This is a genomic window from Pseudoxanthomonas suwonensis 11-1 (assembly GCF_000185965.1).
In the GTDB taxonomy this organism is placed as follows: Bacteria; Pseudomonadota; Gammaproteobacteria; order Xanthomonadales; family Xanthomonadaceae; genus Pseudoxanthomonas; species Pseudoxanthomonas suwonensis_A.
The window spans coordinates 3,058,505-3,080,783 of sequence record NC_014924.1; the positions used below are offsets into that span (position 1 = coordinate 3,058,505).

19 protein-coding genes and 3 pseudogenes are annotated in these 22,279 nt (G+C 66.2%); 8 read left to right on the forward strand and 14 right to left on the reverse strand.

Features of this window, described 5'->3' with window-relative positions; genetic code table 11:
* Positions 1 to 36: 36 nt before the first annotated feature.
* A complete protein-coding gene (locus PSESU_RS14045) occupies positions 37 to 597 on the forward strand; it encodes an NADPH-dependent FMN reductase (RefSeq protein WP_013536460.1) in 561 nt (186 codons plus the stop codon).
* Positions 598 to 618: 21 nt separating this feature from the next.
* Positions 619 to 2,508 carry an ABC transporter ATP-binding protein gene (locus PSESU_RS14050; RefSeq protein WP_013536461.1) on the forward strand — a complete coding sequence of 630 codons (1,890 nt, stop codon included), beginning with the start codon at positions 619 to 621 and terminating at the stop codon, positions 2,506 to 2,508.
* A gap of 17 nt (positions 2,509 to 2,525) precedes the next feature.
* Here the strand turns inward: PSESU_RS14050 and PSESU_RS14055 are convergent, their stop codons facing one another.
* The gene (locus tag PSESU_RS14055) at positions 2,526 to 3,830 is read right to left on the reverse strand and encodes an NTP/NDP exchange transporter (protein WP_013536462.1); all 1,305 of its coding nucleotides are present in this window, start codon (positions 3,828 to 3,830) and stop codon (positions 2,526 to 2,528) included.
* Between the two features lie 10 nt (positions 3,831 to 3,840).
* Positions 3,841 to 4,791 carry an aldo/keto reductase gene (locus tag PSESU_RS14060; RefSeq protein WP_013536463.1) on the reverse strand — a complete coding sequence of 317 codons (951 nt, stop codon included), beginning with the start codon at positions 4,789 to 4,791 and terminating at the stop codon, positions 3,841 to 3,843.
* Between the two features lie 156 nt (positions 4,792 to 4,947).
* Between PSESU_RS14060 and PSESU_RS14065 the strand changes: the two genes are divergently transcribed.
* Complete coding sequence (locus PSESU_RS14065; RefSeq protein ID WP_013536464.1) at positions 4,948 to 5,562, forward strand: DNA-3-methyladenine glycosylase; 615 nt, start codon at positions 4,948 to 4,950, stop codon at positions 5,560 to 5,562.
* Between the two features lie 232 nt (positions 5,563 to 5,794).
* Positions 5,795 to 6,370, forward strand: a complete 576-nt coding sequence (locus tag PSESU_RS14070) for a manganese efflux pump MntP family protein (protein WP_013536465.1) — start codon at positions 5,795 to 5,797, stop codon at positions 6,368 to 6,370.
* 13 nt (positions 6,371 to 6,383) lie between these two features.
* On the opposite strand, the gene PSESU_RS14075 is transcribed toward PSESU_RS14070, so the two are convergent.
* From PSESU_RS14075 to PSESU_RS14085, 3 genes are all read right to left on the reverse strand, one after another.
* Positions 6,384 to 6,830: a universal stress protein gene (locus PSESU_RS14075; protein WP_013536466.1), complete on the reverse strand. Its 447-nt coding sequence runs from the start codon at positions 6,828 to 6,830 to the stop codon at positions 6,384 to 6,386.
* Positions 6,831 to 6,925: 95 nt separating this feature from the next.
* The gene (gene uvrD, locus PSESU_RS14080; RefSeq protein ID WP_013536467.1) at positions 6,926 to 9,106 is read right to left on the reverse strand and encodes a DNA helicase II; all 2,181 of its coding nucleotides are present in this window, start codon (positions 9,104 to 9,106) and stop codon (positions 6,926 to 6,928) included.
* 198 nt (positions 9,107 to 9,304) lie between these two features.
* Positions 9,305 to 9,925 (reverse strand): TIGR00645 family protein, encoded by a 621-nt coding sequence (locus PSESU_RS14085; protein WP_013536468.1) that lies wholly within the window; start codon positions 9,923 to 9,925, stop codon positions 9,305 to 9,307.
* A gap of 223 nt (positions 9,926 to 10,148) precedes the next feature.
* On the opposite strand from PSESU_RS14085, the gene PSESU_RS14090 reads away from it, so the two are divergent.
* On the forward strand, positions 10,149 to 10,835 hold the full coding sequence (locus PSESU_RS14090) for a glutathione binding-like protein (RefSeq protein WP_013536469.1): 687 nt from the start codon (positions 10,149 to 10,151) through the stop codon (positions 10,833 to 10,835).
* Positions 10,836 to 10,970: 135 nt separating this feature from the next.
* Here PSESU_RS14090 and PSESU_RS14095 read toward each other — a convergent pair whose 3' ends face one another.
* A complete protein-coding gene (locus PSESU_RS14095; protein WP_013536470.1) occupies positions 10,971 to 11,459 on the reverse strand; it encodes a hypothetical protein in 489 nt (162 codons plus the stop codon).
* A 1,026-nt stretch (positions 11,460 to 12,485) separates the two neighbouring features.
* Here PSESU_RS14095 and PSESU_RS14100 point away from each other — a divergent pair.
* Positions 12,486 to 13,073 (forward strand): annotated as a pseudogene (locus PSESU_RS14100) (IS3 family transposase); the annotation flags it as partial.
* Between the two features lie 27 nt (positions 13,074 to 13,100).
* A pseudogene (locus PSESU_RS14105) lies at positions 13,101 to 13,403 on the forward strand (transposase); the annotation flags it as partial.
* A 66-nt stretch (positions 13,404 to 13,469) separates the two neighbouring features.
* On the opposite strand, the gene PSESU_RS16320 reads toward PSESU_RS14105, so the two are convergent.
* The 7 genes and pseudogenes from PSESU_RS16320 to aadA1 form a co-directional block, all read right to left on the reverse strand.
* Positions 13,470 to 14,351: a hypothetical protein gene (locus PSESU_RS16320; protein WP_013536472.1), complete on the reverse strand. Its 882-nt coding sequence runs from the start codon at positions 14,349 to 14,351 to the stop codon at positions 13,470 to 13,472.
* Between the two features lie 94 nt (positions 14,352 to 14,445).
* Positions 14,446 to 14,964 carry a hypothetical protein gene (locus PSESU_RS16015; RefSeq protein ID WP_013536473.1) on the reverse strand — a complete coding sequence of 173 codons (519 nt, stop codon included), beginning with the start codon at positions 14,962 to 14,964 and terminating at the stop codon, positions 14,446 to 14,448.
* An 81-nt stretch (positions 14,965 to 15,045) separates the two neighbouring features.
* Positions 15,046 to 15,588, reverse strand: a complete 543-nt coding sequence (gene def, locus PSESU_RS14110) for a peptide deformylase (RefSeq protein ID WP_013536474.1) — start codon at positions 15,586 to 15,588, stop codon at positions 15,046 to 15,048.
* A gap of 980 nt (positions 15,589 to 16,568) precedes the next feature.
* Complete coding sequence (locus PSESU_RS16020; protein ID WP_081459325.1) at positions 16,569 to 17,069, reverse strand: DoxX family protein; 501 nt, start codon at positions 17,067 to 17,069, stop codon at positions 16,569 to 16,571.
* Positions 17,070 to 17,142: 73 nt separating this feature from the next.
* Entirely contained in the window at positions 17,143 to 17,769 is a 627-nt protein-coding gene (locus PSESU_RS16330) for a HEAT repeat domain-containing protein (protein WP_155942785.1), read from the reverse strand.
* Positions 17,770 to 17,836: 67 nt separating this feature from the next.
* Complete coding sequence (locus PSESU_RS16655) at positions 17,837 to 18,148, reverse strand: DUF5076 domain-containing protein (RefSeq protein WP_081459326.1); 312 nt, start codon at positions 18,146 to 18,148, stop codon at positions 17,837 to 17,839.
* Between the two features lie 20 nt (positions 18,149 to 18,168).
* A pseudogene (aadA1, locus tag PSESU_RS15780) lies at positions 18,169 to 19,007 on the reverse strand (ANT(3'')-Ia family aminoglycoside nucleotidyltransferase AadA1).
* 382 nt (positions 19,008 to 19,389) lie between these two features.
* Here aadA1 and PSESU_RS14115 point away from each other — a divergent pair.
* Positions 19,390 to 21,609 (forward strand): S9 family peptidase, encoded by a 2,220-nt coding sequence (locus tag PSESU_RS14115; RefSeq protein WP_041765082.1) that lies wholly within the window; start codon positions 19,390 to 19,392, stop codon positions 21,607 to 21,609.
* Positions 21,610 to 21,684: 75 nt separating this feature from the next.
* Here PSESU_RS14115 and PSESU_RS14120 read toward each other — a convergent pair whose 3' ends face one another.
* A complete protein-coding gene (locus tag PSESU_RS14120) occupies positions 21,685 to 22,170 on the reverse strand; it encodes a hypothetical protein (protein WP_013536478.1) in 486 nt (161 codons plus the stop codon).
* Between the last annotated feature and the right edge of the window lie 109 nt (positions 22,171 to 22,279).

The following is a 22,279-nucleotide window of genomic DNA, read 5'->3' on the forward strand; positions in this document are numbered from 1 at the left end:
GTTGAGGTCCTAGCCTGCCACACCCCCGACGACGCCATGCTTCCCATGCACGAACAGACCCTGCGCCTTGCCCTGCTCTACGGCAGCGACCGTCCGCTGCGCTTTTGCGACACCGTCGCCAACTGGACACTCCAGCGCGTGGACGCGCTCGGCGGCTGGAAAACCGACCGCCTCGATCCGGCCACGCCTGCCGGCCGCCACGGCCCATCTCTGGTACGCAAAGTCCGGACAGCGGACGCATTCCTGGTGGTGACCCCGGAGTACAATCACGGCTACCCGGCCGCGCTGAAATCGATGATCGACGCGGTCTACACCCAGTGGCAGGCCAAGCCGGTCGCCTTCGTCTCCTACGGCGGCCATTCCGGTGGCCTGCGCGCGGTGGAGCAGTTGCGCCAGGTGTTCGCCAGCCTGCATGCGGTGCCGCTGCGCGACGGGGTCGGCTTCGCCAATGCCCAGGCCCGGTTTGCCGCCGACGGCAGCCTGCCGCGCGAGGATCCCGCGTACGAGGCGATGCGGCTGGCCCTGTGGCGCCTGGGCTGGTGGGCCAGCGCGCTGCGCAACGCCCGCCAGGCCACCCCTTACGACGCCGCCGCCTGAGCGGCCCACGCCAGAGTTCCGATGGACGCACCCGCCAACCCGACCCCGTCCCGCCGCAGCTGGCTGTTCCGCTGGTTCGAACGCCGCATCGACCCGTATCCGCCGGCACCGGTGGTGCAGCCGCCGCGCAGCCTGTACGCGTTCTGCCGCCACTACACCCGCGGCACCGAGCGCTGGCTGCTGCTGATGGCGCTGCTGACCACCGCCATCGCCGTCACCGAGGTGGCGTTGTACGCGTTCACCGGCTCCATCGTCGACCGGCTGTCCAGCCACACCCCTGCCACCTTCCTGGCCGAGGAGGGCTGGAAGTTCGCCGGCATGGCCCTGGTGGTGCTGGTGGTGATGCCGACGCTGAACCTGCTCAGCTCGCTGGTGATCCACCAGACCCTGCTGGGCAACTTCCCGATGCGCATCCGCTGGCGGGTGCACCGCTACCTGCTGCGCCAGTCCATGGGCTATTTCCAGGACGAGTTCGCCGGGCGCATCGCCACCAAGCTGATGCAGACCTCGCTGGCGGTGCGCGAGACGGTGATCAAACTGCTGGACGTGGGCAACTACGTGGTCGTGTACTTCGGCGGCGCGCTGCTGGTGGCGGCCGCGGCCGACTGGCGGCTGATGCTGCCCTTCGCCGGCTGGCTCATCGCCTACGCCGCCCTGCTGCGCTATGCGATCCCGCGCCTCAACAGGGTCGCCCAGGAGCAGGCCGACGCGCGTTCGACCATGACCGGCCGGATCGTGGACAGCTACACCAACATCGCCACGGTGAAGCTGTTCTCGCACTCGCGCCGCGAGGAGTCCTACGCACGCGAGTCGATGGACAGCTTCCTCGGCACCGTGCACCGGCAGATGCGCCTGGCGACCTTCGTCAACGTCAGCAACGACACCCTCAACATGCTGCTGCTGTTCGCGGTGGCCGCCACCGGCATCGGCCTGTGGATGCAGGACGCGGTGAGCGTGGGCGCGATCGCCGTGGCCATCGCCTTCGTGCTGCGCCTGATGGGCATGTCGCAGTGGATCATGTGGGAGATGTCGGCGTTGTTCGAGAACATCGGCACGGTGCAGGACGGCATCAACTCCATCGCCCTGCCGGCTACCGTGGACGACAGGTCCGGCGCGAAGGCCATCGGCCCGGTGCGCGGCGACATCCACTTCGACCACGTGACCTTCCACTACGGCAAGAAGGGCGGCGTGATCGAGGGCCTGGACCTGCACGTGCGCCCGGGCGAAAAGGTCGGCCTGGTCGGCCGCTCCGGCGCCGGCAAGTCGACCCTGGTGAACCTGCTGCTGCGCTTCTACGACCGCGAAGGCGGCGCGATCCGGATCGACGGCACCGACATCGCCACGGTCACCCAGGATTCGCTGCGCGCGTCCATCGGCATGGTCACCCAGGACACCTCGCTGCTGCACCGCTCGGTACGCGAGAACATCATGTACGGCCGGCCCGACGCGACCGAGGAAGAGATGGTCGAGGCCGCGCGCCAGGCCAATGCGCACGACTTCATCATGGAACTGGTCGACGCCAAGGGCCGCCGCGGCTACGACGCCCAGGTCGGCGAGCGCGGCGTCAAGCTCTCCGGCGGCCAGCGCCAGCGCGTCGCCATTGCCCGCGTGCTGCTGAAGAACGCGCCGATCCTGGTGCTGGACGAGGCCACCTCGGCGCTGGACTCGGAGGTCGAGGCGGTGATCCAGGAGAACCTGTACCGGCTGATGCAGGGCAAGACGGTGATCGCCATCGCCCACCGCCTGTCGACCATCGCGGCGATGGACCGGCTGGTGGTGATGGACCAGGGCCGGATCGTCGAGCAGGGCACGCACGAGCAGCTACTGGCCGCCGGCGGGCTGTACGCGCAGCTGTGGCAGCGCCAGTCCGGCGGGTTCCTCGAGCTGGAGGCGGAGGCCGCGGCGCCCTGAACCGGCGCCGTGCCCCGCTACTGCGCCGCCGCCTCGCGCCGGCGCTGGGCGCGGCCCAGGGCCACGCCGGTGCCGGCCCAGACCAGGGCCACGCCGGCGCCGATGAACAACGCCAGCGACGGGTGCTCGCCCAGCAGGTCGAGCATGCGCTTGACCCAGGCCGAGAGCGCGTCGCCGCCGCGGTAGACCGCGGTGTCGATGAAGTTCTTGGCCTTGTACTTCTGCGCCGCCGGCACGACCGTGTAGAGCATTTCCCGGCCCGGGCGCACCAGCGCGTACTCGCCGGCGCGGCGGGCGACCATCACCACCACGAACACCGCGAACACCGGCGCCAGCGCCAGCCACAGGAAGCCGGCCGCCATCACCAGCGGCACCGCCACCAGCAGCACGCCCACGCCCAGCTTCCTGGCCACGTGGCCGGTGACGAACAGCTGGGTGAGGATGGCCAGCACCTGGACCACGGTATCGATCAGGCCGAACACCCGGGTCTGCTGCTCGCGGTGCGGGAACAGCTCGGCCACCAGCCGTGCCTGCTCGAAGTACAGGAAGGTGGTGACCGTGGTCAGCAGCACCACGAACAGCGAGATGCCCAGCAGGAAGGGCGAGCGGAACACGTCGGTGGCACCCTCGAACGGGTTGCCGCCCAGCCGCTTCGGCGGCGGTGCCGCCGCGCGCTCGTGCGCCGGCAGCGGGTGGCGGTCGCGCCAGCGGTGCAGCCACAGCGCGGTGGCGGCGCTGGCGCCGATCAGCAGCGAGGACAGCAGCAGCAGGCCGCCATGCCCGAGCGGGCCGACCAGCAGCGTGGTCAGCACCGGTCCGACCAGGCCACCGGCGCTGGCGCCGGCAGCGACCAGGGCGAACAGGCGCCTGGCTTCCGAAGGCGCGAACACGTCGGCCAGCACGCTCCAGGCCAGCGAAATCAGCAGCAGGTTGATCACCGACACCCAGATGTAGAACGCGCGCCCGACCCACACGCTCTCCGGCTGCAGCAGCAGGCTGGCGCCGAAGCCGAGCAGGCTGGCGACCACCGCGCCGAACACCCAGGGCACGATGCGCCGCCGCGGCACCTTCGATGCGATCCAGCCGAACAGCGGCAGCACCGCGAGGGTCGCGACGAAGGTGCCGGTGAACAGCCACTGCAGGTTGTCCACGCCACCGGCCACGCCGAAGGTCTCGCGCACCGGCCGCAGCATGAAGTAGCCGGTGAACAGCAGGAAGAACATCGCCAGGCCGGCGCCGACCGCCGGTGCCTCGTGCGGCTGCACGCCGGACAGGCGCGACAGCCAGGGCTGGTGGGTGGAAGTCCCGGTGTCGCGTGTCATCGGGCGCGGCTCAGGCGGAGAACCGGCGCAGCAGCTCCTGCTGCTGTGGTGTATCCAGCAGCGGTCCGGTACCGGCCTTGAGCTGGTCCAGCTGGCGCTCCGGCTTGCCGGTGGCCGGGATCACCACGGTCACCGCCGGATGGCTGATCGCGAACTTCAGGAACATCTGCGCCCACGAAGTCACGCCGACGTCCGCGGCCCAGGCCGGCAGCGGGGTGTCCCTGACCTTGGCGAACAGGCGGCCATCGTCGAAGGCGCGGTTGATGATGACGGCCACGCCGCGGTCCAGCGCCAGCGGCAGCACGGTCTTCGCCGCGGCGGCGGAGTTGACCGAGTAGTGGATCTGGATGAAGTCCAGCGCCTCGCTGCGCAGGACCTGCTCCAGCTCCGGCAGGCCGGCGTCGGTGTAGTGGGTGACGCCGACGTACTTCGTCCTGCCCTGGGCCTTGAGCTCGCGCGCATACGGCAGCTGGCGCTTCCAGTCGCGCAGGTTGTGGACCTGCAGCAGCTCGACATGGTCGGTGCGCAGCCGGCGCAGCGATTCGGCCCATTGCGCCTCGGCGGCCTCGCGGCTGTCGGCGGCGATCTTGGTGGCGAGGAAACACTGCTTGCGCCAGCCGCCATCGGCCAGCAGGCTGCCAAGCACGGTGTCCGAACGCCCGTAGTTGGGCGAGGTGTCGATCACCCGCCCGCCGCCTTCGAAGAAGTGCTTCACCACCCGCTGCAGCTGCGCGTACTCGGCCGAACCGGGGTCGACGTCGTAGCTGCCGGAGGTACCAGCGCCGATCACCGGCAGCAGTTCGCCGGTGGACGGGATCGGGCGCGTCAGCAGCGGCGAGGCCTTGGTTTCGCCTGCCGCCGCCCAGAGGCGGCCGGGCGTGCCCAGCAGGGAGGCACCCGCGACGGCCGAGGTGGCCAGCAGCGAGTGGGCGAGGAAACGGCGGCGAGAAGGCATGTTCATGGCACGGACTCCCGTTGGCGGCTCGCGATCCCGGTCGATCCTACCGCCGGTTGCCCACCCCGCATGTGCATATCGGCAGGTGGCCGCGATGACGCGCGGCAACACCCGCAGCGGCTAGGCTGGATCGCAGCCACCCCGCACGAGCCGATTCCGCACGTGATCCCGCTTCCCGACCCGAACTGGCAGGTCCTGCCGCGCGCCTTCTACCAGCGCCATCCGGCCGAGGTCGCGCCGGAGCTGCTGAACAAGATCCTGGTGCGCGAAGACGGCCGCGCCGCGCGCATCGTCGAGGTCGAGGCCTATGGCGGCAGCGAGGACCCGGCCGCGCATTCCTTCCGCGGCCGGACGCCGCGCACCACGACCATGTTCGGCGAGGCCGGCCACCTGTATGTCTACTTCACCTACGGCATGCACTGGGGCAGCAATGCCGTGTGCGGCGAGGTCGGCCAGGGCTTCGGCGTGCTGCTGCGCGCAGCCGAGCCACTGCTGCGACTGGAGCTGATGCGCGCCGCGCGGCCACGGGCGCGGCGCGACCGCGACCTGGCCAGCGGCCCGGGCAAGCTGTCGCAGGCCTTCGGCATCACCGGGCAGTTCGACGGCGCCGACCTGGTCGATGGCGACCTCGGCCTGTGCATCGCCGGCGACGGCACGCCGCCGCCGGACGCCCCGGTGGTCGGCCCGCGCATCGGCATCAGCCGTGCGGTCGAGTTCCCCTGGCGCTGGCACGTGCCCGGGCACCTGCACGTCTCGGTGCCGCCGCGACGCCGCTGAGGCCCGAGCCACAGGCCGTTCCGACCGTCGGCGCCGATGGCCTGCGTGGTATCCTGTCCATCCTCGTTTGGGGAGTAGCCTGCCCCGCCGCAATGGCAGGGCGTCCGCGTCAACACACTCGGCCCGTGGCCGTGGCGCGGACACCGCAAGGACTGGCGAGACCAACGGTTGGCTGACGCGTCCGGGGCTGGGCGCCAGCCGGCCGTGTCCGTTGTCCAGCCTGGTATTCCCGATGCGCCCGCTTTCCATCCTCATGATCGGCCTGGCCATGTCCACCGATGCCTTCGCCGCGGCCGTGGGCAAGGGCGCGGCGATGCAGCGCCCCGGCATTGGCCTGGCCCTGCGCACCGGGCTGCTGTTCGGCGTGATCGAGGGCATCACCCCGGTGATCGGCTGGCTGCTGGGTATCGCCGCGGCGCGTTACATCACCGCCTGGGACCACTGGATCGCGTTCGGCCTGCTGGTCCTGCTGGGCTTGCACATGATCTGGCACGGCATCCACCCGGACGACGACGAGGACGGCGGAAATCCGGCCCGGCGCCACGGCTTCTGGAGCATGGCGCTGCTTGCCCTGGGCACCAGCATCGATGCGATGGCGGTGGGCGTGAGCCTGGCCTTCCTGGATGCGCCAATCGCGGTGGTCGCCCTGGTCATCGGCCTGTGCACGATGGTGATGGTCACCATCGGCATCCTGCTCGGGCGCGTGTTCGGTGCCCTGGTCGGCCGGCGCGCGGAGCTGGCCGGCGGCATCGTGATGATCGTCATCGGTGCCGCGATCCTGCACGAGCACCTCGGCGGCGCGGCCTGACGGCCGCGTACGCTCAGCGCACGACCAGCACCGGCACCGTCGAACGCGCCACCACCGCTTCGGTCTGGCTGCCCAGCAGCACCTTGCCCAGGCCGCGACGGCCGTGCGAGGCCATCACCACCAGGTCGGCGCCCTGCTCCCCGGCCGCATGCACGATGGCGTCGGAAGGATGCCCGTCGGGCACGTGCACAGTGGTGCATTCCACGCCGATCGATGCGGCCTGCGCGGCCGCGTCGGCGAGGATGCGCTGGGCCGAACGCTCGCAGCCCTCCTTGTACTGGCGCTGCATGTCCGGATCGGCCGACAGCGCCAGGGCATCGTCGAACGCGGGCATCCACGGCTCGGTCACGGTCACCACCACCACCTTCGCGCCGACCGCGCGCGCCAGGTCCAGCCCGTGGTCCAGGCCCTTGCCGGCCAGCTCGGAACCATCGGTGGCGATCAGGATGCGTCGGTACATGGCGGCCTCCAGGCGCGTGGACTGCCCATATTGCACATGCCCGGGCGTGATGGCGGCAGATACGCCGCCATCGCTCCCCTGCAGGGCGGCCCGGATCAGACCGGCTGCAGCTTGGCGAAGGCCAGCACCAGCCACTTGCTGCCGGCGGCGTCGAAGTTCACCTGGACGCGGGCGTGGGCGCCGCTGCCTTCGTAGTCGGTGACCACGCCGCGGCCGAAGCTGGGATGCATCACCGCCTGGCCCAGGGCAATGGACGGGGCCTCGATCGCCGGATGCACCGAGGTGCGCGGGGCCGCGGCCAACGGCCGCGCCACCTGCACGCGCGGGCGCACCTCGTTGAGCAGGTGGCCGGGGATCTCACGCAGGAAGCGCGAGGGCATGCCGTACATGTCCATGCCGTGGATGCGGCGGCTTTCGGCGTAGGTCATCACCAGCTTCTGGCGGGCGCGGGTGATGCCCACGTAGGCCAGGCGGCGCTCCTCCTCCAGCCGGCCCTGTTCCTCGGTGGACTTGCTGCTGGGGAACACGCCCTCTTCCACGCCGACCAGGAACACCAGCGGGAACTCCAGGCCCTTGGCCGAGTGCAGGGTCATCAGCTGCACGCCATCCTCGTCGGCCTGGGCCTGGCCTTCGCCGGCCTCCAGCGCCGCGTACGACAGGAAGGCGACCAGCTCGCTCATGCTTTCCTGGTCGTCGTCCAGCTCGGCACGCGAGAAGCGCGAGGCCACCGACACCAGCTCGTCCAGGTTCTCCAGGCGCGACTCGGCGTCGAGCTGGCCGCGCGCCTCGCTGGTCCAGTGCTGGCGCAGGCCGGAACGGGCGAGCACGTGGTCGACGCGGTCCTTCAGCGCCAGGTCGGCGGTTTCCGCGTCCAGCGCCTCGACCAGGCCGAGGAAGCCGGCGACCGCATTGCGCGCACGCGCGGCCAAGGCGTTCTCCGCGACCAGGGCGGTGGCCGCATCCCACAGCGACTGCGAACGTTCGCGGGCGCGGCGGCGGACCTCGTCCAGGGTGCGGTCGCCGATGCCGCGCGCCGGCGTGTTGACCGTGCGCTCGAACGCGGCGTCGTCGGCGCGGTTGGCGACCAGGCGCAGGTAGGCCAGGGTGTCCTTGATCTCGGCGCGCTCGAAGAAGCGCATGCCGCCATACACGCGGTATGGCACCTGCTCGGACAGCAGCACCTCTTCCAGCGCGCGCGACTGGGCGTTGGAGCGGTACAGCACCGCCGCCTCGCGCCAGCTGCCGCCATCGCGCACCCACTGGCGGATGCGCTCGACCACGAAGCGGGCCTCGTCCATCTCGTTGTAGGCCGCGTACACGTCCACCGGCTCGCCCTCGCCGCTGTCGGTCCACAGCTGCTTGCCGATGCGGTCGGGGTTGTGCGCGATCACCGCGTTGGCGGCGCCGAGGATATTGGCGGTGGAGCGGTAGTTCTGCTCCAGGCGGATGGTCTGCGCGCCGGGGAAATCGCGCAGGAACTGCTGCACGTTCTCGACCTTGGCGCCGCGCCATCCGTAGATGGCCTGGTCGTCGTCGCCGACCACGAACACCCGGCCGGTATCGCCGGCCAGCACCCGCACGAAGGCGTACTGGATGGCGTTGGTGTCCTGGAACTCGTCGATCAGCAGCTCACGGAAGCGCGTGCGGTAGTGCTGCAGCAGGGCCGGGTTGTCGCGCAGCAGCTCGTGGGCGCGCAGCAGCAGCTCGGCGAAGTCGACCAGGCCGGCGCGGTCGCAGCGCTCCTGGTACAGCTCGTAGGCGCGGCGCATGGACTCGGTCCACGGGTCGTTGACCGCCTGGATGTGCTGCGGGCGGCGGCCCTCGTCCTTCTGCGCGTTAATCCACCAGGTGATCTGGCGCGGCGGGAAGCGGCCCTCGTCCAGCTCCAGCTGCTGCACCACGCGCTTGACCAGGCGCTGCTGGTCGTCGCTGTCCAGCACCTGGAACGATTCAGGCAGCCTGGCCTCGTTCCAGTGCAGGCGCAACAGGCGGTGGGCGATGCCGTGGAAGGTGCCGATCCACATGCCGCGGCTGCCGTTGCGCAGCTGCATGTCGGCGCGGGAACGCATCTCGCCGGCGGCCTTGTTGGTGAAGGTGACCGCGAGGATCCCGTGCGCCGGCACGCCGTGGACCTCGTTGAGCCAGGCGATGCGGTGGGTGAGGACGCGGGTCTTGCCGGAGCCGGCGCCGGCCAGCACGAGGTAATGGCCGGGCGGGGCCGAGACGGCCTCGCGCTGGGCGCTGTTGAGGCCGTCGAGAAGGTGGGAGACATCCATGCGCGCATTTTACGGGGAAGCGGGACGCAGGCCGTGAGACGCGCGGCCGTGGAGGGGGGGGCGGCCGCCGGCGGAGCATGGAACGCAGTCCTGGCGGGGCTTCGCGGCCTCTCCGGGACACATGAACGGCGAAGGGCCGCCCTGCGGCGGCCCTCCGGCATTCCTGTCCCGCGCGGTCGCGACGGGCGGCGCGACGGCTCAGTGGCCGGCGTGCTCGCGCTTGTGGCTGTTGTGGGTCATCAGCTTGTCGGTCCAGGCGATGCCGATGGCCGAGAGGATGAAGACGATATGGATGATGGTCTGCCACAGCACGCCATCGGTGGTCAGCGCGTTGCAGCGGGCGGCCCCGACGTTGGAGGCGGCAGTGGCGACCAGCTCCGGCGGGCAGAACGGCAGGCCGTTGAGGGTGCCGGCGGCGATGAAGGTCTTCAGCAGGTGGATCGAAGAGATGCCGATGATCGCCATCGCCAGCTTCACCTTGAGCACCGAGGCGTTGACGTGGCTCAGCCACTCCGGCTGGTCCGGATGGCCCTCCAGGCCCAGGCGCGAGACGAAGGTCTCGTAGCCGCCGACGATCACCATCACCAGCAGGTTGGAGATCATCACCACGTCGATCAGGCCCAGCACGATCAGCATGATCTGCTGCTCGCCCATGCTCGGCGCGTCGTGGACCAGGTGCCAAAGTTCCTTGGCGAACAGGAACACGTAGACGCACTGCGCCAGGATCAGGCCCAGGTATAGCGGCAGCTGCAGCCAGCGCGAGGCGAAGATCAGGGACGAGAGCGGGCTGAGCGGGCGGGGCGTATGGGGCTGCGTCATGGGGGGCTGCGCTGCGTGAAAAGACGGCGCAGGGTAGCGGCGGGCCGGGCCGGCTGCCAAGCGGCGGGAGCATCGGCGGCGCAGGCAAGCGCGTGGCCGGCGGGGCCCGCTGGCCACCCCGGAAGCCGCTCCCGCCGCGGCTGCAACGGAGCGGCCCATCCCGCCTACCGGTCCCTGCCCCGCTCCGCCCTACACTCACCGGTACCCGACGCGGAGGCACCCAATGATCGAGCTCTACTACTGGCCCACCCCCAACGGCCACAAGATCACCCTGTTCCTGGAGGAAGCCGGCCTGCCCTACACCATCAAGCCGGTGGACATCGGCAAGGGCGACCAGTTCAGGCCGGAGTTCCTGGCGTTCTCGCCGAACAACAAGATGCCGGCGATCATCGACCGCGAGCCCAACGACCTGGGCGAGCCGATCACGGTGTTCGAGTCCGGCGCGATCCTGCGCTACCTGGCCGACAAGACCGGGCGCTTCGGCGGCGAAGGCCTGCGTGGACGCGTCGAGGTGGACCAGTGGCTGGCCTGGCAGATCGCCGGCCAGGGCCCGATGACCGGCCAGTACGGCCACTTCACCGTGTATGCGCCGGAGAAGATCGACTACGCCATCGACCGCTACACCCGCGAGGTGCAGCGCCTGCTGGGCGTGCTCGACAGGCGGCTGCAGGGCCGCGCCTTCATCGCCGGCGACCAGTACACCATCGCCGACATGGCCGCCTATCCCTGGATCAATCCGTACACCAGGGCCCCGCTGGACCTGGAGCCGTATCCGGAACTGCGCCGCTGGCACGCCAGCATCGCCGGACGCCCGGCCACCCAGCGCGCCTACGCCCTGACCCAGCAGGTCAACCCGAACGCAGGCAAGCCGCTGACCGAGGAGGAACGCAGGCAGCTGTTCGGGCGCTGAGGCGCATTCAAGGCAAAACCGGGGTCAGAGTGCAATTTCCCGGACTCCCAGGCGCACGCGTTCACGGCGCATGGAAATTGCACTCTGACCCCGGTTGTTTCTACTTCGCTGCGCACCCGGCACTGGCTGCGCGACTTACGGCTCCCCCTCGTTCTCGGCCCAGACCTGGGCCGCCGCGGTATGCATCTGGAAGCCGCGGAAGAACGCACCCATGAGGGCGTGCCAGTTCGGGCGTGGCTCGCCCTCCCAGCCGAGCACCCTAGGCCGGAGCAGGCCGAAGTCCTGGCCGGGCTGTGCACGCCGGTACGGGAGCGCGATAACCAGGGTCGACCGGGGTTCCCGGTAGCAGCGGACCATGGCGATCAGCGCCTCGGCCGTGCCCCCGTCCGATTCGAACTGGCCGTCATGCACCAGGATCGCGCGCTCGACCCCGTGCGGGTTGGCGTCCAGGTGGGCACAGGCCCTGGCCACGGCCTGTTCCGGGTCGTCGCCGCGGAAGCGGAGGATGTCCTGCCCTTGCACCGGCGTGTCCTGGCCGAGCAGCGGCACCAGCGGCTCGCCCTCGGCGATGAACCAGAGGCCATGGGCGGCGTAGAAGCCTCCCAGTTCGGCTGCGCGTTCCATACGCAATCTCCCGGGCTGACTGGATGAATGCCCTCCTGGGCGACCGGAGTCTGCTCCCGGGCTGGACGACGGTCAATTCCGTCCGGCCGTGGCCCCGCCGGGGGCCCACGAGGCAAAAAACCTCGCCTTCCACGTTCCGGGCTTCGAGCGCCAGGCAGATTGCCTTGCGCGCAAGGCTCCGGACATCGCCGCGGCGAAGCTCCGGGCCTGGAACGCGAGGCAATCCGCTCCGGCATCAAGGCAGTTCGCTCCACGCGCGAGGCTCCGCGGCTTGCGCACGAGGCTCCGGGCATCGCCGCGGCGAAGCTCCGGGCCTCGAAGACAAGGCGGATTGCCTGGAGCGCAATGCACGGGAATATGAAAAGCCAGGAAAAAAGCTGCACGCGCAAGCCTCCGGACCTCGCGCCCCAGGCTCCATCGCTTCGCACGATGGCCGCAGGCGATGGCTGGGCACCCGGCCGACCGGGTCCCGGCCGGGCGCGCATCGCCCGCCGGCCGTTCGCGGCGCGCGACCGGGCGTACGCCGTCCTTCCGGACGCCGTCCTCCGCCAACGGTCGGGCAGCCCGACGCCCCGGCCACTGCCCGGGCCACGGACCGCGGCGCTCGGCTGCCTGCCGCGGCTCCGGCCGCCGTCTGCCTACAATGCCGGCCCCGCAGCCCTTATCCCCCGCGCACGCGCCCTGCCCGCTCCGCCGTCCGGTTCCGCCCGCTGCTGGTTGCCGTCGCGCTGGCGGCGCCGTCCATCCACGCCACCGCTTCGACCGCTTCCACCTCCGCCGCACCCCGCGCCGACGCGGTACTGCGCGGCCGTCTGTTCGACGCACGCAGCGGGAAGGTGGTGGCGCCGGGTGTGGTGGTCGTGGCCGGCGGCCGGGTCCAGTGCGCCGGCACCCCGCGCGACTGCCCCGCCCCGGCCGCCCCCCCCGGTGCACGACTACGGCCAGGCGATGCTGCTGCCGGGCCTGATCGACCTGCACGTGCATGCGCGGCCGCATTACATCGGCGCGTTCGTGCCCTCCGGCGGGCTGGGCTTGAACATTCCCCGCCGCCGGCCGCGTCGCCGCCGATCCGGCAACGACATCCGCCTGCCGGGCGCGGTTCGCCCGAATGCGGTCTGGAGTTACGACTTCGTCCACGACCAGATGGTCGACGGACGCGCCTTGAAGATGCTGTGCGTGATCGACGAATACACCCGGGAGTGCCTGGCGATCGAAGTCGGGGCAAGCCTGCGGGCGCAAGACGTGATCCTTACCCTGTCGCGACTGATGCGGATCTACGGCAAACCGGCCTTTGTCCGCTCCGACAAAGGCGCCGAGTTCACCGCGGCCAAGGTGATGCGCTGGCTGCGCGACGCGGCGATCGGCCCGGCCTTCATCGCGCCGGGTAGCCCCTGGCAGAACGGGTTCGTCGAGAGCTTCAACGGCAAGCTTCGGGACGAGCTTCTGAACCGGGAATGGTTCCGCAGCCGCGCCGAAGCGAAGGTGCTGATCGAACGCTGGCGGCAGTTCTACAACGAACAGCGGCCGCACAGCGCCCATGGCTACAAACCGCCGGCAACCGTTCGCCGGAACTGGTCCGAACCCGATACCATCCACCCCGGACTCACTGCCTGATTGGCTACAAGTTCCATACTCAGGTCAGGACATCTGAACCGCCGCCAGATCGCCAAGCTCACCGGCGTAGCGCCGATGAACCGCGACAGCGGCCAGGGGCAGGGCAAGCGCCGGATCAGAGGAGGCCGGTCCCCGGTGCGCGTCGCGCTCTACATGGCCACGCTCTCCGCGGTGCGATGGGACCCGTTGATGAAGGCGCACTACCAACAGCTCAGGGCGCGCGGCAAGCTGGCCAAAGTGGCGCTGGTCGCCTGCATGCGCAAGCTGCTGGGCATCGTCATTGCGAGGCGTCGCGACGAGCTTCGAGCGGAGGGCCTAGTGGTCCTTTAGGCGACCCGTTCAAGACAGTTGCTGAATTAAGCCGCGCCGGGAAGCGGCGTCGTCTTGAACGAATAGTTAGACTGCTTTTCGATGAATATGCCGAATGGCAAACCGTGATTCGTCGACTGGATCGGGAGCGAATTGGTCGAACATAGGGAACGCTCCAATCGGTAGCGGGTGTGCCGCGTTGGGGTTGTGGTAGACGCCGAAGTCATTGTCGTGAAACCGATCGACGTTGAAAAAGTCCATCGCGGAATAGATAACCGCAGAGCAACCTGTTTCACCAGGGCCGAAAAATGGCGATGTTCCAACACTTACGCCGGACACCTTAATGACGCTCGGCGTGTACACATTGAATTGATCCAGTACTTTTCCGGAATCCCGGTCAATGCTCAGCGTGAGGTTGCCCACGCCGTAAAGCGCCCGCGAGGGATAGGAAGGCTCGGTTCCGAACTTCGCGTGGGGCACTTGCGACGAATTGATGCAGATGATGTATCCATCTTCCGGTGAGATCCGGCCAGCAGCGAGCCCTCGGCGGTAGTGACAAAGCTTTTCGCTAAGCGCCGACGCGATCCTCAGGACGATCCGATCGATGGGAACTGTTCCGGCTTGGCCGTACTCGATAGGTGGCACTGCATCTGGCCCGGTGCCCGCCTTAGGGGATACCGCCTCCATCCAGAAGCGCCTCCCGTTTGAGGTGATGTAGAACTCGGGTCCCGCGTCGCCCTCTTTCACCACTTTGAGACCCGCGGCGAGCAGCTCGGTGCACAGCAGCATTTCCCAGAATCGGGCGTGGAAATCGAATCGCAGCGAACTGAGGAAAGCCCTATCAGCGTACGGTGCGTACTTTTCCCACATGGCCTCGGCTTTGGCGCGATGCACGGTAGCGTGCGGCAGGAACGCGCACTTGTAGTCCGCGCAGGCGGGAGCATTCTCGTCAAATAGCGGAGTAGTCATAAAAGCCGCCTAACGTTCGACATGAGCGGCATGACCCGGCTTGCCGGGGCATGTCCGCTCGATGGAGGGGTTAGGCGGCTCTTTGCGCACGGAGCTACCTACACAAGCTGTCGATCTGCTCGGAAAAGCTAGGGTACGCTTCGTTTGCCCTTGCGAGCACCTCTGCAGCCGAGAGCTTGGCAATCCCCGAGTTCTCTTGGGCAAACAAGGTGAACTGAGCATTTGGCTTGCTATCTGGGCTTGGATAGGCGACAGCCTCATATGGACCCACACCATCTGCTAGTAGCCAAAGGTATTCGTCCAAATTGAGCGCCACAACACCCTTCTCGCCTTCCGAGCCAAGAAACACTACGGGCTGCTTCTCAATCGGTTGGTCCGGGAGAACAAGCCAGAAGGCAGCGTAGCCACCAGTACCGTCTTGCCCAAAGACCCGGAACTGCGAGCCGTCGATCGCGGCATTGCCTGTCCACGCTTTGAACCAGCTCGCATTCTCTTCCGCTGGGAAGAAGCTTTGGTACGGCTCAAAATCATATCCGTCGCCGTCGTCGTAATCGAACTCAAGTTGGTGGAGCTTGCGCAGCAGCGGCGGGAATGTGGTGTCCCAATTGCTCAATGGCCTCTCCTCAAGATGGTCTGAGCTGCCTAACACCTGAATTAAGCCGCGCCGCGAAGCGTTGTCGGCTTGAATGAATTGTTAGGCGCTTCTCCGCAGTCTTTGTCCGTACTCATCGATCCGCAGATACTTCCTGAACTTTGCTAAAAACTTGTCTCGTTTTAAGCTTGAGACATGGTCGATTTGTCGTATGCCATTCAGATGGTCAATCTCATGCTGAAAGCAAACGGCAGAGAATCCTTCCGCATGGACTTCGTGGGTAACAGCGTCTAGATCCGTGAATCTTACTTTCACTTCTAGTGCTCTCGGAACCGTGAAATAGATTTCAGGCATGGAAAGACAGCCTTCTCCTTCCAGCTCTTGGATCTCGTCTGACTGCCAAATTATCTCGGGATTGATGAAGACCTTGTGCGACGCGTGAGGCTCGTCTAGTGGAATGTCAGCCACAAGAATTCGTCTCAACTCTCCAATTTGTACGGCGGCAAGACCGGCCCCATCAGCGTCTTGCATTGTCTCAAGCATGTCGGAGACAAGATCGCGTACGGAGTCATCAATGGTCTCGATCTCGGCGGATTTCTGCCGCAGAAGAGGGTCTGTGATTGGAAGGATTGGTCTGATTGCCATATGAGAACCTGAGAACTCTGGTAGAAGCGCCTAACGCCTAAGTTAAGCCGAGACGCGCAGTGGAGCGAAGCACATGGCAAGCTGTACCTGCCATGTGCTTTGCGGAACGAAGCGGCTTCGGCTTGAACGCATTGTTAGGCGGCACCGGCATCAGGTTACTCCACGTGGCAAGTCGCGGAGGGGCACAAGGCTCAATGCACTCTTGGCAGCGGAAGATGGTGCAGCACACTTTGTCTTGAAAACGACCAATCGCTTTAGACCGCTAATTTTCCGAACAAAATCCCAGTCATGAACTGGGGCGCACGCCTCAATGATAATTGCTTCAACGCTTTCCGGAATTGAGTCGTATGCGAACTTGTCCCTACCGACGTTCTTGAGCTCTAACTGTTTAAGGGACCGCAGTGGGGGTAACGCCCGCAGGTTTCGCGCGTATATTATTTCCAGGTCAACCAAGTGATTCATATCGTGAATAAAGTCAATAGACTCGGCGAAATACCTCACTAACTGCAGCGTCTCAACGCTTGGCGGCAATGGGAATGGGCTAGCGTTCTTGGCGCTGCCAATTTCATAAAGATACGCACTTTTCAGCGCATCCAAGGACTCGAGTCCTGAAGATTCGGGGTGCCATTGATAGCAAATCGTCTGTAACGATGTGAAGATCGTGAAATCTATAGAGAGCTTCCGGCCGACTATGCGGAGATACTTAGCGTGGCTGATTGGCAATAGCTTTGTGCAAGAGAGAGTTCTCGAGAAGTCTACGAACTCGAAATGCTCAACTCCGGTCGCATCTTCAAGAAACCCCCAGTCCGTAACATCCTCTCCTCGAATGAAGAGCCCCGCAGGCACCCCTTGATTTAGGAGTTGGCGTGCAAAGCAGGTGGCTTCGCGCTCACGCCCCGGCAGCACATGAACCAAATGCTGGTCGTGGCATCTGAAGTCATCAACTCGTAGTAAGTCCGTCATGCCGCCTAACGCCTGAATTAAGCCGCGCCGCGAAGCGGTGTCGGATTGAATGAATTGTTAGGCTTCTTTGCGACGAACCAATAGATCCAAGAGATTATTATTGCCTGCAAAGGACCACGGACTAATAGATAAATTGGCCCCCACTCATTCCCACTCATCGGGATGTGCTTGAAGGCGGCATAAATATTGGCAGGGAAAAACACGACAAGAACAACGATTGCAATAACACCGGAGAACCACCTGGTCTTCTTCAAGAAAAATCCAGCAGCAATAACAAACTCTAGAACTCCTGTTGCATATATCAGAAAAGTCCTTTGAGGCACCCAATCAGGAAGCATCCAAGTTAACTGCTCTGTTTGCACGAAGTGCCCTATGCCCGTGAAAATGAACAGAGTTCCCGCCCCCCAAGCGGCAGCCGATCTGATGTTAATCGTACGACCACCAGTGAAAAAAGAAACTGAGCGAGCCAGAAGATACGGTCCTGTGAGCAGGATCAACATGATCACAATGTTTGTCATTGCCGAGTCCTTCCAAGAAGCTTAACGCCTGAATTAAGCCGACCCGCGAAGCGGGTTCGGCTTGAATGAATTGTTAGGCATCACTGCTTGCCAGTGAGATGTCGATTTCCGGATACCTAGCCGCGAACCTGTCCCTGTTGCGGGGTGGGAGGCGGCTAAGGGACTTGGCAAGTGATGTCCTGATAAAGACATAATCACTAGCGAATAGTTGTGCTGCCTTGGCAGCTCCGAGTGTCCGGTACAAGTACGAGATGATGTCATACGTCTCTCTTGCGTCGATGCTCGGCTCAGCTAGCTTTTTGTGATTTTTCTTAACGTATTGGTGCACAGCATCAGTTGCGCGCTCATCTCCGTAAGCTGCAATGGCCCAAAGGGCATACGACTTTGCACGATATGAAGGGTCCAGTAACTTCAGGGCGTAATACTCAGTTTCAGAGGATCTGGAAATGCGGGCGATGGTCAGCATCGCCGTTGCTTTTACGTCCTGGGATGGGTGCGTTGCGAGGCTTTTAAGTGATGGGATTGACCGTGGAGTACCACAATCGCGCAATGCGATAACGGACCAATACACATCCATCTTTGTCTCATTCTTCTCGATCAGATTTACGAAGAAATCCTCTGACCATGAAAAGTCCTTGTGACGCCTGCCGAGTGTCTTGGCAATGTCGCGCTTGTCGCCTGGGGAAATCGAGAATGCCATGGGTGATGCCTAACGCCTGAATTAAGCCGCGCCGCGAAGCGGCGTCGGCTTGAATGAATTGTTAGGCCTACGTGTGACCATGATGGAATGACCCAGTGGTGTCGGATGTTGGATCCGACAACTCCATGTCGAATGCTTGTCGAATCCGGGCGAGCGTATCTGTTGAATCGAGGCCATACTGCTCCTGCAGCGCGTTTGCGGCATGACGCGCAAGGTCTGACAGAAGAATGCCCCAAGACGCAGGCTCGTCACGGCCGCTGTCATGCCACAGCCCAATGTTGAGTGTGCAATGCAGGCCCTTCTCTGCGGCCCAAGCGCTGACAAGTTGCCTTGCCGATTCATCGCGCTGCGCTGCTGGTGGAATGACTAGAGGCTTCATAAGTAGGCCTAACGCTTGAGTTAAGCCGCGCCGCGAAGCGGCGTCGGCTTGAACGAATTGTTAGACATTATTTGCCGACTACCTTGGTGATCTCGCCTTTCACGTAGTGAACAAATTCTTCCAACTGATCTGCGCGCGAGGCCAAGCGATCTTCTTCTTGTCCAAGATAAGCCTGTCTAGCTTCAAGTATGACGGGCTGATACTGGGCCGGCAGGCGCTCCATTGCCCAGTCGGCAGCGACATCCTTCGGCGCGATTTTGCCGGTTACTGCGCTGTACCAAATGCGGGACAACGTAAGCACTACATTTCGCTCATCGCCAGCCCAGTCGGGCGGCGAGTTCCATAGCGTTAAGGTTTCATTTAGCGCCTCAAATAGATCCTGTTCAGGAACCGGATCAAAGAGTTCCTCCGCCGCTGGACCTACCAAGGCAACGCTATGTTCTCTTGCTTTTGTCAGCAAGATAGCCAGATCAATGTCGATCGTGGCTGGCTCGAAGATACCTGCAAGAATGTCATTGCGCTGCCATTCTCCAAATTGCAGTTCGCGCTTAGCTGGATAACGCCACGGAATGATGTCGTCGTGCACAACAATGGTGACTTCTACAGCGCGGAGAATCTCGCTCTCTCCAGGGGAAGCCGAAGTTTCCAAAAGGTCGTTGATCAAAGCTCGCCGCGTTGTTTCATCAAGCCTTACGGTCACCGTAACCAGCAAATCAATATCACTGTGTGGCTTCAGGCCGCCATCCACTGCGGAGCCGTACAAATGTACGGCCAGCAACGTCGGTTCGAGATGGCGCTCGATGACGCCAACTACCTCTGATAGTTGAGTCGATACTTCGGCGATCACCGCTTCCCTCATGATGTTTAACTACCATTAGACCCCCAGCGGGGGGCGTAGCACCGAGTCTGCTGGGGGACGGAGGGGCGGTCAACGGTGCGGCAGGCTTTCCCGATCAACGGCTTGTTGGCGCTCTCACCTTCCTCGCCGGATAACGCGCCCGGGATATACGGCGACCACACCGCGATATTGATTATGGCGGTGCGCTCGCCGGCGTAACGGCAGGCCACTGCTGCCTGGCCCGGGTCGCGGTTGCATCGCCTTGCCGCCCATCGCGCTAGTGCCCGCCCGCGGCTCGTCCGCACGGCCACCCCGCCTACAATTCCCGCATGACCTTTCCACGGACCCCTGCATGCGCCTGTCCCTGTTCCCGGCCCTGTCGCCGCTGCTCATTGCTGCTGCCATGACCCTGCCCTCTGCTCCCACCGCCGCCGCGCCTGCGCCGGAGAAGCTCACCCTGGAGGCCATCACCGGCAGCGCGCCGCTGTCGGGGCCCACGCTGATGAAGCCGCAGGTGTCGCCGGACGGGGCGCGGGTGACCTTCCTGCGCGGCAAGGACAGCGACCGCAACCGCCTGGACCTGTGGGAATACGACGTGGCCAGCGGCCAGACCCGGCTGCTGGTGGATTCCAGCGTGGTGCTGCCGGGCGGGGAAGTGCTCAGCGAGGTCGAGAAGGCGCGGCGCGAGCGCCAGCGCATCGCGGCGCTGTCGGGCATCGTCGATTACCAGTGGTCGCCCGATGGCAAGGCGCTGCTGTTCCCGCTCGGCGGCGAGCTCTACCTCTACGACCTTGGCAGGCAGGGCAGCGAGGCCGTGCGCAAGCTGACTTCGGGCCAGGGTTTCGCCACCGATGCGCGACTGTCGCCGCGCGGCGGCTTTGCCAGCTTCGTGCGCGAGCGCGAGCTGTGGGTGATCGACCTGCGCAGCGGGCGCGAGATCCGGCTGACGCACGACGCCAGCGAGACCATCGCCAACGGCGTGGCCGAGTTCGTGGCCGACGAGGAGATGGGCCGCCACACCGGCTACTGGTGGGCGCCAGACGACAGCGCGATCGCCTTCATCCGCATCGACGAATCGCCGGTGCCGCTGCGCCAGCGCCACGAGGTGCACGCCGACCGCACCGTGGTCGTCGACCAGCGCTACCCGGCTGCCGGCGACGCCAACGTGCGCGTGCAGCTGGGCACCATCGCCCCGCGCGAGCGCGCGAAGCCGCGCTGGATCGACCTCGGCAAGGATCAGGACATCTACCTGGCCCGGGTCGACTGGCGCGATCCGCAGCGCCTGGCCTTCCAGCGCCAGTCGCGCGACCAGCACCTGCTCGAACTGGTCGAGGCCGACCTGGCCAGCGGCCGCCAGCGCGTCCTGGTCACCGAGACCTCCGACACCTGGGTGCCGCTGCACAACGCACTGCGGTTCCTGCCCGACGGCCGCTTCCTGTGGTCCTCCGAGCGGAGCGGCTTCCAGCACCTGTACATCGCCAGCGAGGACGGCAGCCAACTCACCGCGCTGACCTCCGGCGAGTGGGTGGTCGACGACCTGGTCGCGGTGGATGCCGGGGCCGGCTACGCCTGGTTCACTGGTACCCATGAGTCGCCGCTGGAGAAGCACGTCTACCGCGTGCCGCTGGCCGGCGGCGAGGTGGAGAAGCTGTCGCAGGAGCCGGGCATGCATGCACCGGCGTTCGCGCGCAATGCCAGCGTCTATGTGGACCACTGGTCCAACGAGTCCACTCCGCCGCAGATTGACCTGTTCCGCAACGACGGCGTGCGCCTGGCGACCCTGCTGCGCAACGACCCGGCCGATCCGGCGCATCCGTTCGCGCGCTACCGCGATGCGCAGCTGCCGCTGGAGTTCGGCACCCTCACCGCGGCCGACGGCAGCACCGCGCTGCACTACAGCCTGATCAAACCGGCCGGCTTCAACCCGAAGAAGAAATACCCGGTGGTGGTCTACGTCTACGGCGGCCCGGCCACCCAGACCGTGACCCGCGCCTGGCCCAGCCGCGCCGATGCACTGTTCAACCAGTACCTGGCCCAGCGCGGCTACGTGGTGTTCTCGCTGGACAACCGCGGCACCCCGCGCCGCGGCCGTGACTTCGGCGGCGCGCTGTACGGCCGCCAGGGCACGGTGGAAGTGGACGACCAGCTGCGCGGCATCGAGTGGTTGAAGTCGCAGCCGTGGGTCGATGCCTCGCGCATCGGCGTGCAGGGCTGGTCCAACGGCGGCTACATGACCCTGATGCTGCTGGCCCGCACGCCTGCCTATGCCTGCGGCGTGGCCGGCGCGCCGGTCAGCGACTGGGCGCTGTACGACACCCATTACACCGAGCGCTACATGGGCCTGCCGGCGGCCAATCCGGACGGCTACCGCGCCGCGCGGGTGCTGGAGCACGTGGAAGGGCTGGTCGGGCCGAAGGCACCGAAGCTGCTGCTGCTGCACGGCATGGCCGACGACAACGTGCTGTTCACCAACGCCACGGCGGTGATGTCGGCGCTGCAGAAGCGCGGCCAGCCGTTCGAGATGATGGCCTACCCGGGCGCACGCCACGGCCTGTCCGGCGCGGATGCGCTGCATCGCTACCGCCTGGCCGAGGACTTCCTGGGGCGTTGCCTCAGGCCCTGACGCGACGACGCGGCCTGGCGGCCGCGTCGCAGGTCCCGCACCGGACGACGCCGGCCATGGGCCGGCGTCGCTGCTTCAGTCGGCCGGTTCAGCTGGCTCGGGCTCGGACTCGGGCCCAGTGGCCGGCTGCTGCGGCGCCACCGCGCCCGGCGGCACCCAGATGGCGATGCCCGCGGCCTTCTTCTGCGTGGTCGGGATGCCCACGCTCAGGCCACCGGCGGTATGCCGGCCATAGCTGCCTGCGCCCACCGACATGCCCACCGGCGAGCCGGACGAGCCGACGCCGACCAGGACCACGCCGTTGGCGCCCAGCGCCGCGGCCTCGCGCTTGAGCCGGGCCACCGCCGCGTCGGTCTGGCCCTGGGTGCCGAAACCGACCGCGCTGGAAGCCTCCAGCTGGGCGATGTCCTGCGACCCGGCGGGCGGGGTCGAATAGACCTGCACCTCGGCGGGATCGATCGCCGGGCGCGGCTGGCCGAGCATGACCTTGGAGGTGCCCGCGCAGCCGGCGAGGAGCGCGGTGGCGAGCGAGGCGGCAATCAGCAGGTGGTGGCGGCGCATGGCGGATCCCCTGTGTCCGGTGGTGGTGGCCGCGATGTTCCCCTGCCCCGGGTGAATCGACCGCGAACCAGTTCCGGGCCTTCACGGCCCGCCACGGGAAGTAACCACG

Bases quoted from the DNA above. Each gene is read 5' to 3' on its own strand.
- PSESU_RS14045 (WP_013536460.1), top strand. From the start codon at position 37: ATGCTTCCCATGCACGAACAGACCCTGCGCCTTGCCCTGCTCTACGGC.
- PSESU_RS14050 (WP_013536461.1), top strand. From the start codon at position 619: ATGGACGCACCCGCCAACCCGACCCCGTCCCGCCGCAGCTGGCTGTTC.
- PSESU_RS14055 (WP_013536462.1), bottom strand. From the start codon at position 3,830: ATGACACGCGACACCGGGACTTCCACCCACCAGCCCTGGCTGTCGCGC.
- PSESU_RS14060 (WP_013536463.1), bottom strand. From the start codon at position 4,791: ATGAACATGCCTTCTCGCCGCCGTTTCCTCGCCCACTCGCTGCTGGCC.
- PSESU_RS14070 (WP_013536465.1), top strand. From the start codon at position 5,795: ATGCGCCCGCTTTCCATCCTCATGATCGGCCTGGCCATGTCCACCGAT.
- PSESU_RS14075 (WP_013536466.1), bottom strand. From the start codon at position 6,830: ATGTACCGACGCATCCTGATCGCCACCGATGGTTCCGAGCTGGCCGGC.
- uvrD (WP_013536467.1), bottom strand. From the start codon at position 9,106: ATGGATGTCTCCCACCTTCTCGACGGCCTCAACAGCGCCCAGCGCGAG.
- PSESU_RS14085 (WP_013536468.1), bottom strand. From the start codon at position 9,925: ATGACGCAGCCCCATACGCCCCGCCCGCTCAGCCCGCTCTCGTCCCTG.
- PSESU_RS14090 (WP_013536469.1), top strand. From the start codon at position 10,149: ATGATCGAGCTCTACTACTGGCCCACCCCCAACGGCCACAAGATCACC.
- PSESU_RS14095 (WP_013536470.1), bottom strand. From the start codon at position 11,459: ATGGAACGCGCAGCCGAACTGGGAGGCTTCTACGCCGCCCATGGCCTC.
- PSESU_RS16320 (WP_013536472.1), bottom strand. From the start codon at position 14,351: ATGACTACTCCGCTATTTGACGAGAATGCTCCCGCCTGCGCGGACTAC.
- def (WP_013536474.1), bottom strand. From the start codon at position 15,588: ATGGCAATCAGACCAATCCTTCCAATCACAGACCCTCTTCTGCGGCAG.
- PSESU_RS16020 (WP_081459325.1), bottom strand. From the start codon at position 17,069: ATGACAAACATTGTGATCATGTTGATCCTGCTCACAGGACCGTATCTT.
- PSESU_RS16330 (WP_155942785.1), bottom strand. From the start codon at position 17,769: ATGGCATTCTCGATTTCCCCAGGCGACAAGCGCGACATTGCCAAGACA.
- PSESU_RS16655 (WP_081459326.1), bottom strand. From the start codon at position 18,148: ATGAAGCCTCTAGTCATTCCACCAGCAGCGCAGCGCGATGAATCGGCA.
- PSESU_RS14115 (WP_041765082.1), top strand. From the start codon at position 19,390: ATGACCCTGCCCTCTGCTCCCACCGCCGCCGCGCCTGCGCCGGAGAAG.
- PSESU_RS14120 (WP_013536478.1), bottom strand. From the start codon at position 22,170: ATGCGCCGCCACCACCTGCTGATTGCCGCCTCGCTCGCCACCGCGCTC.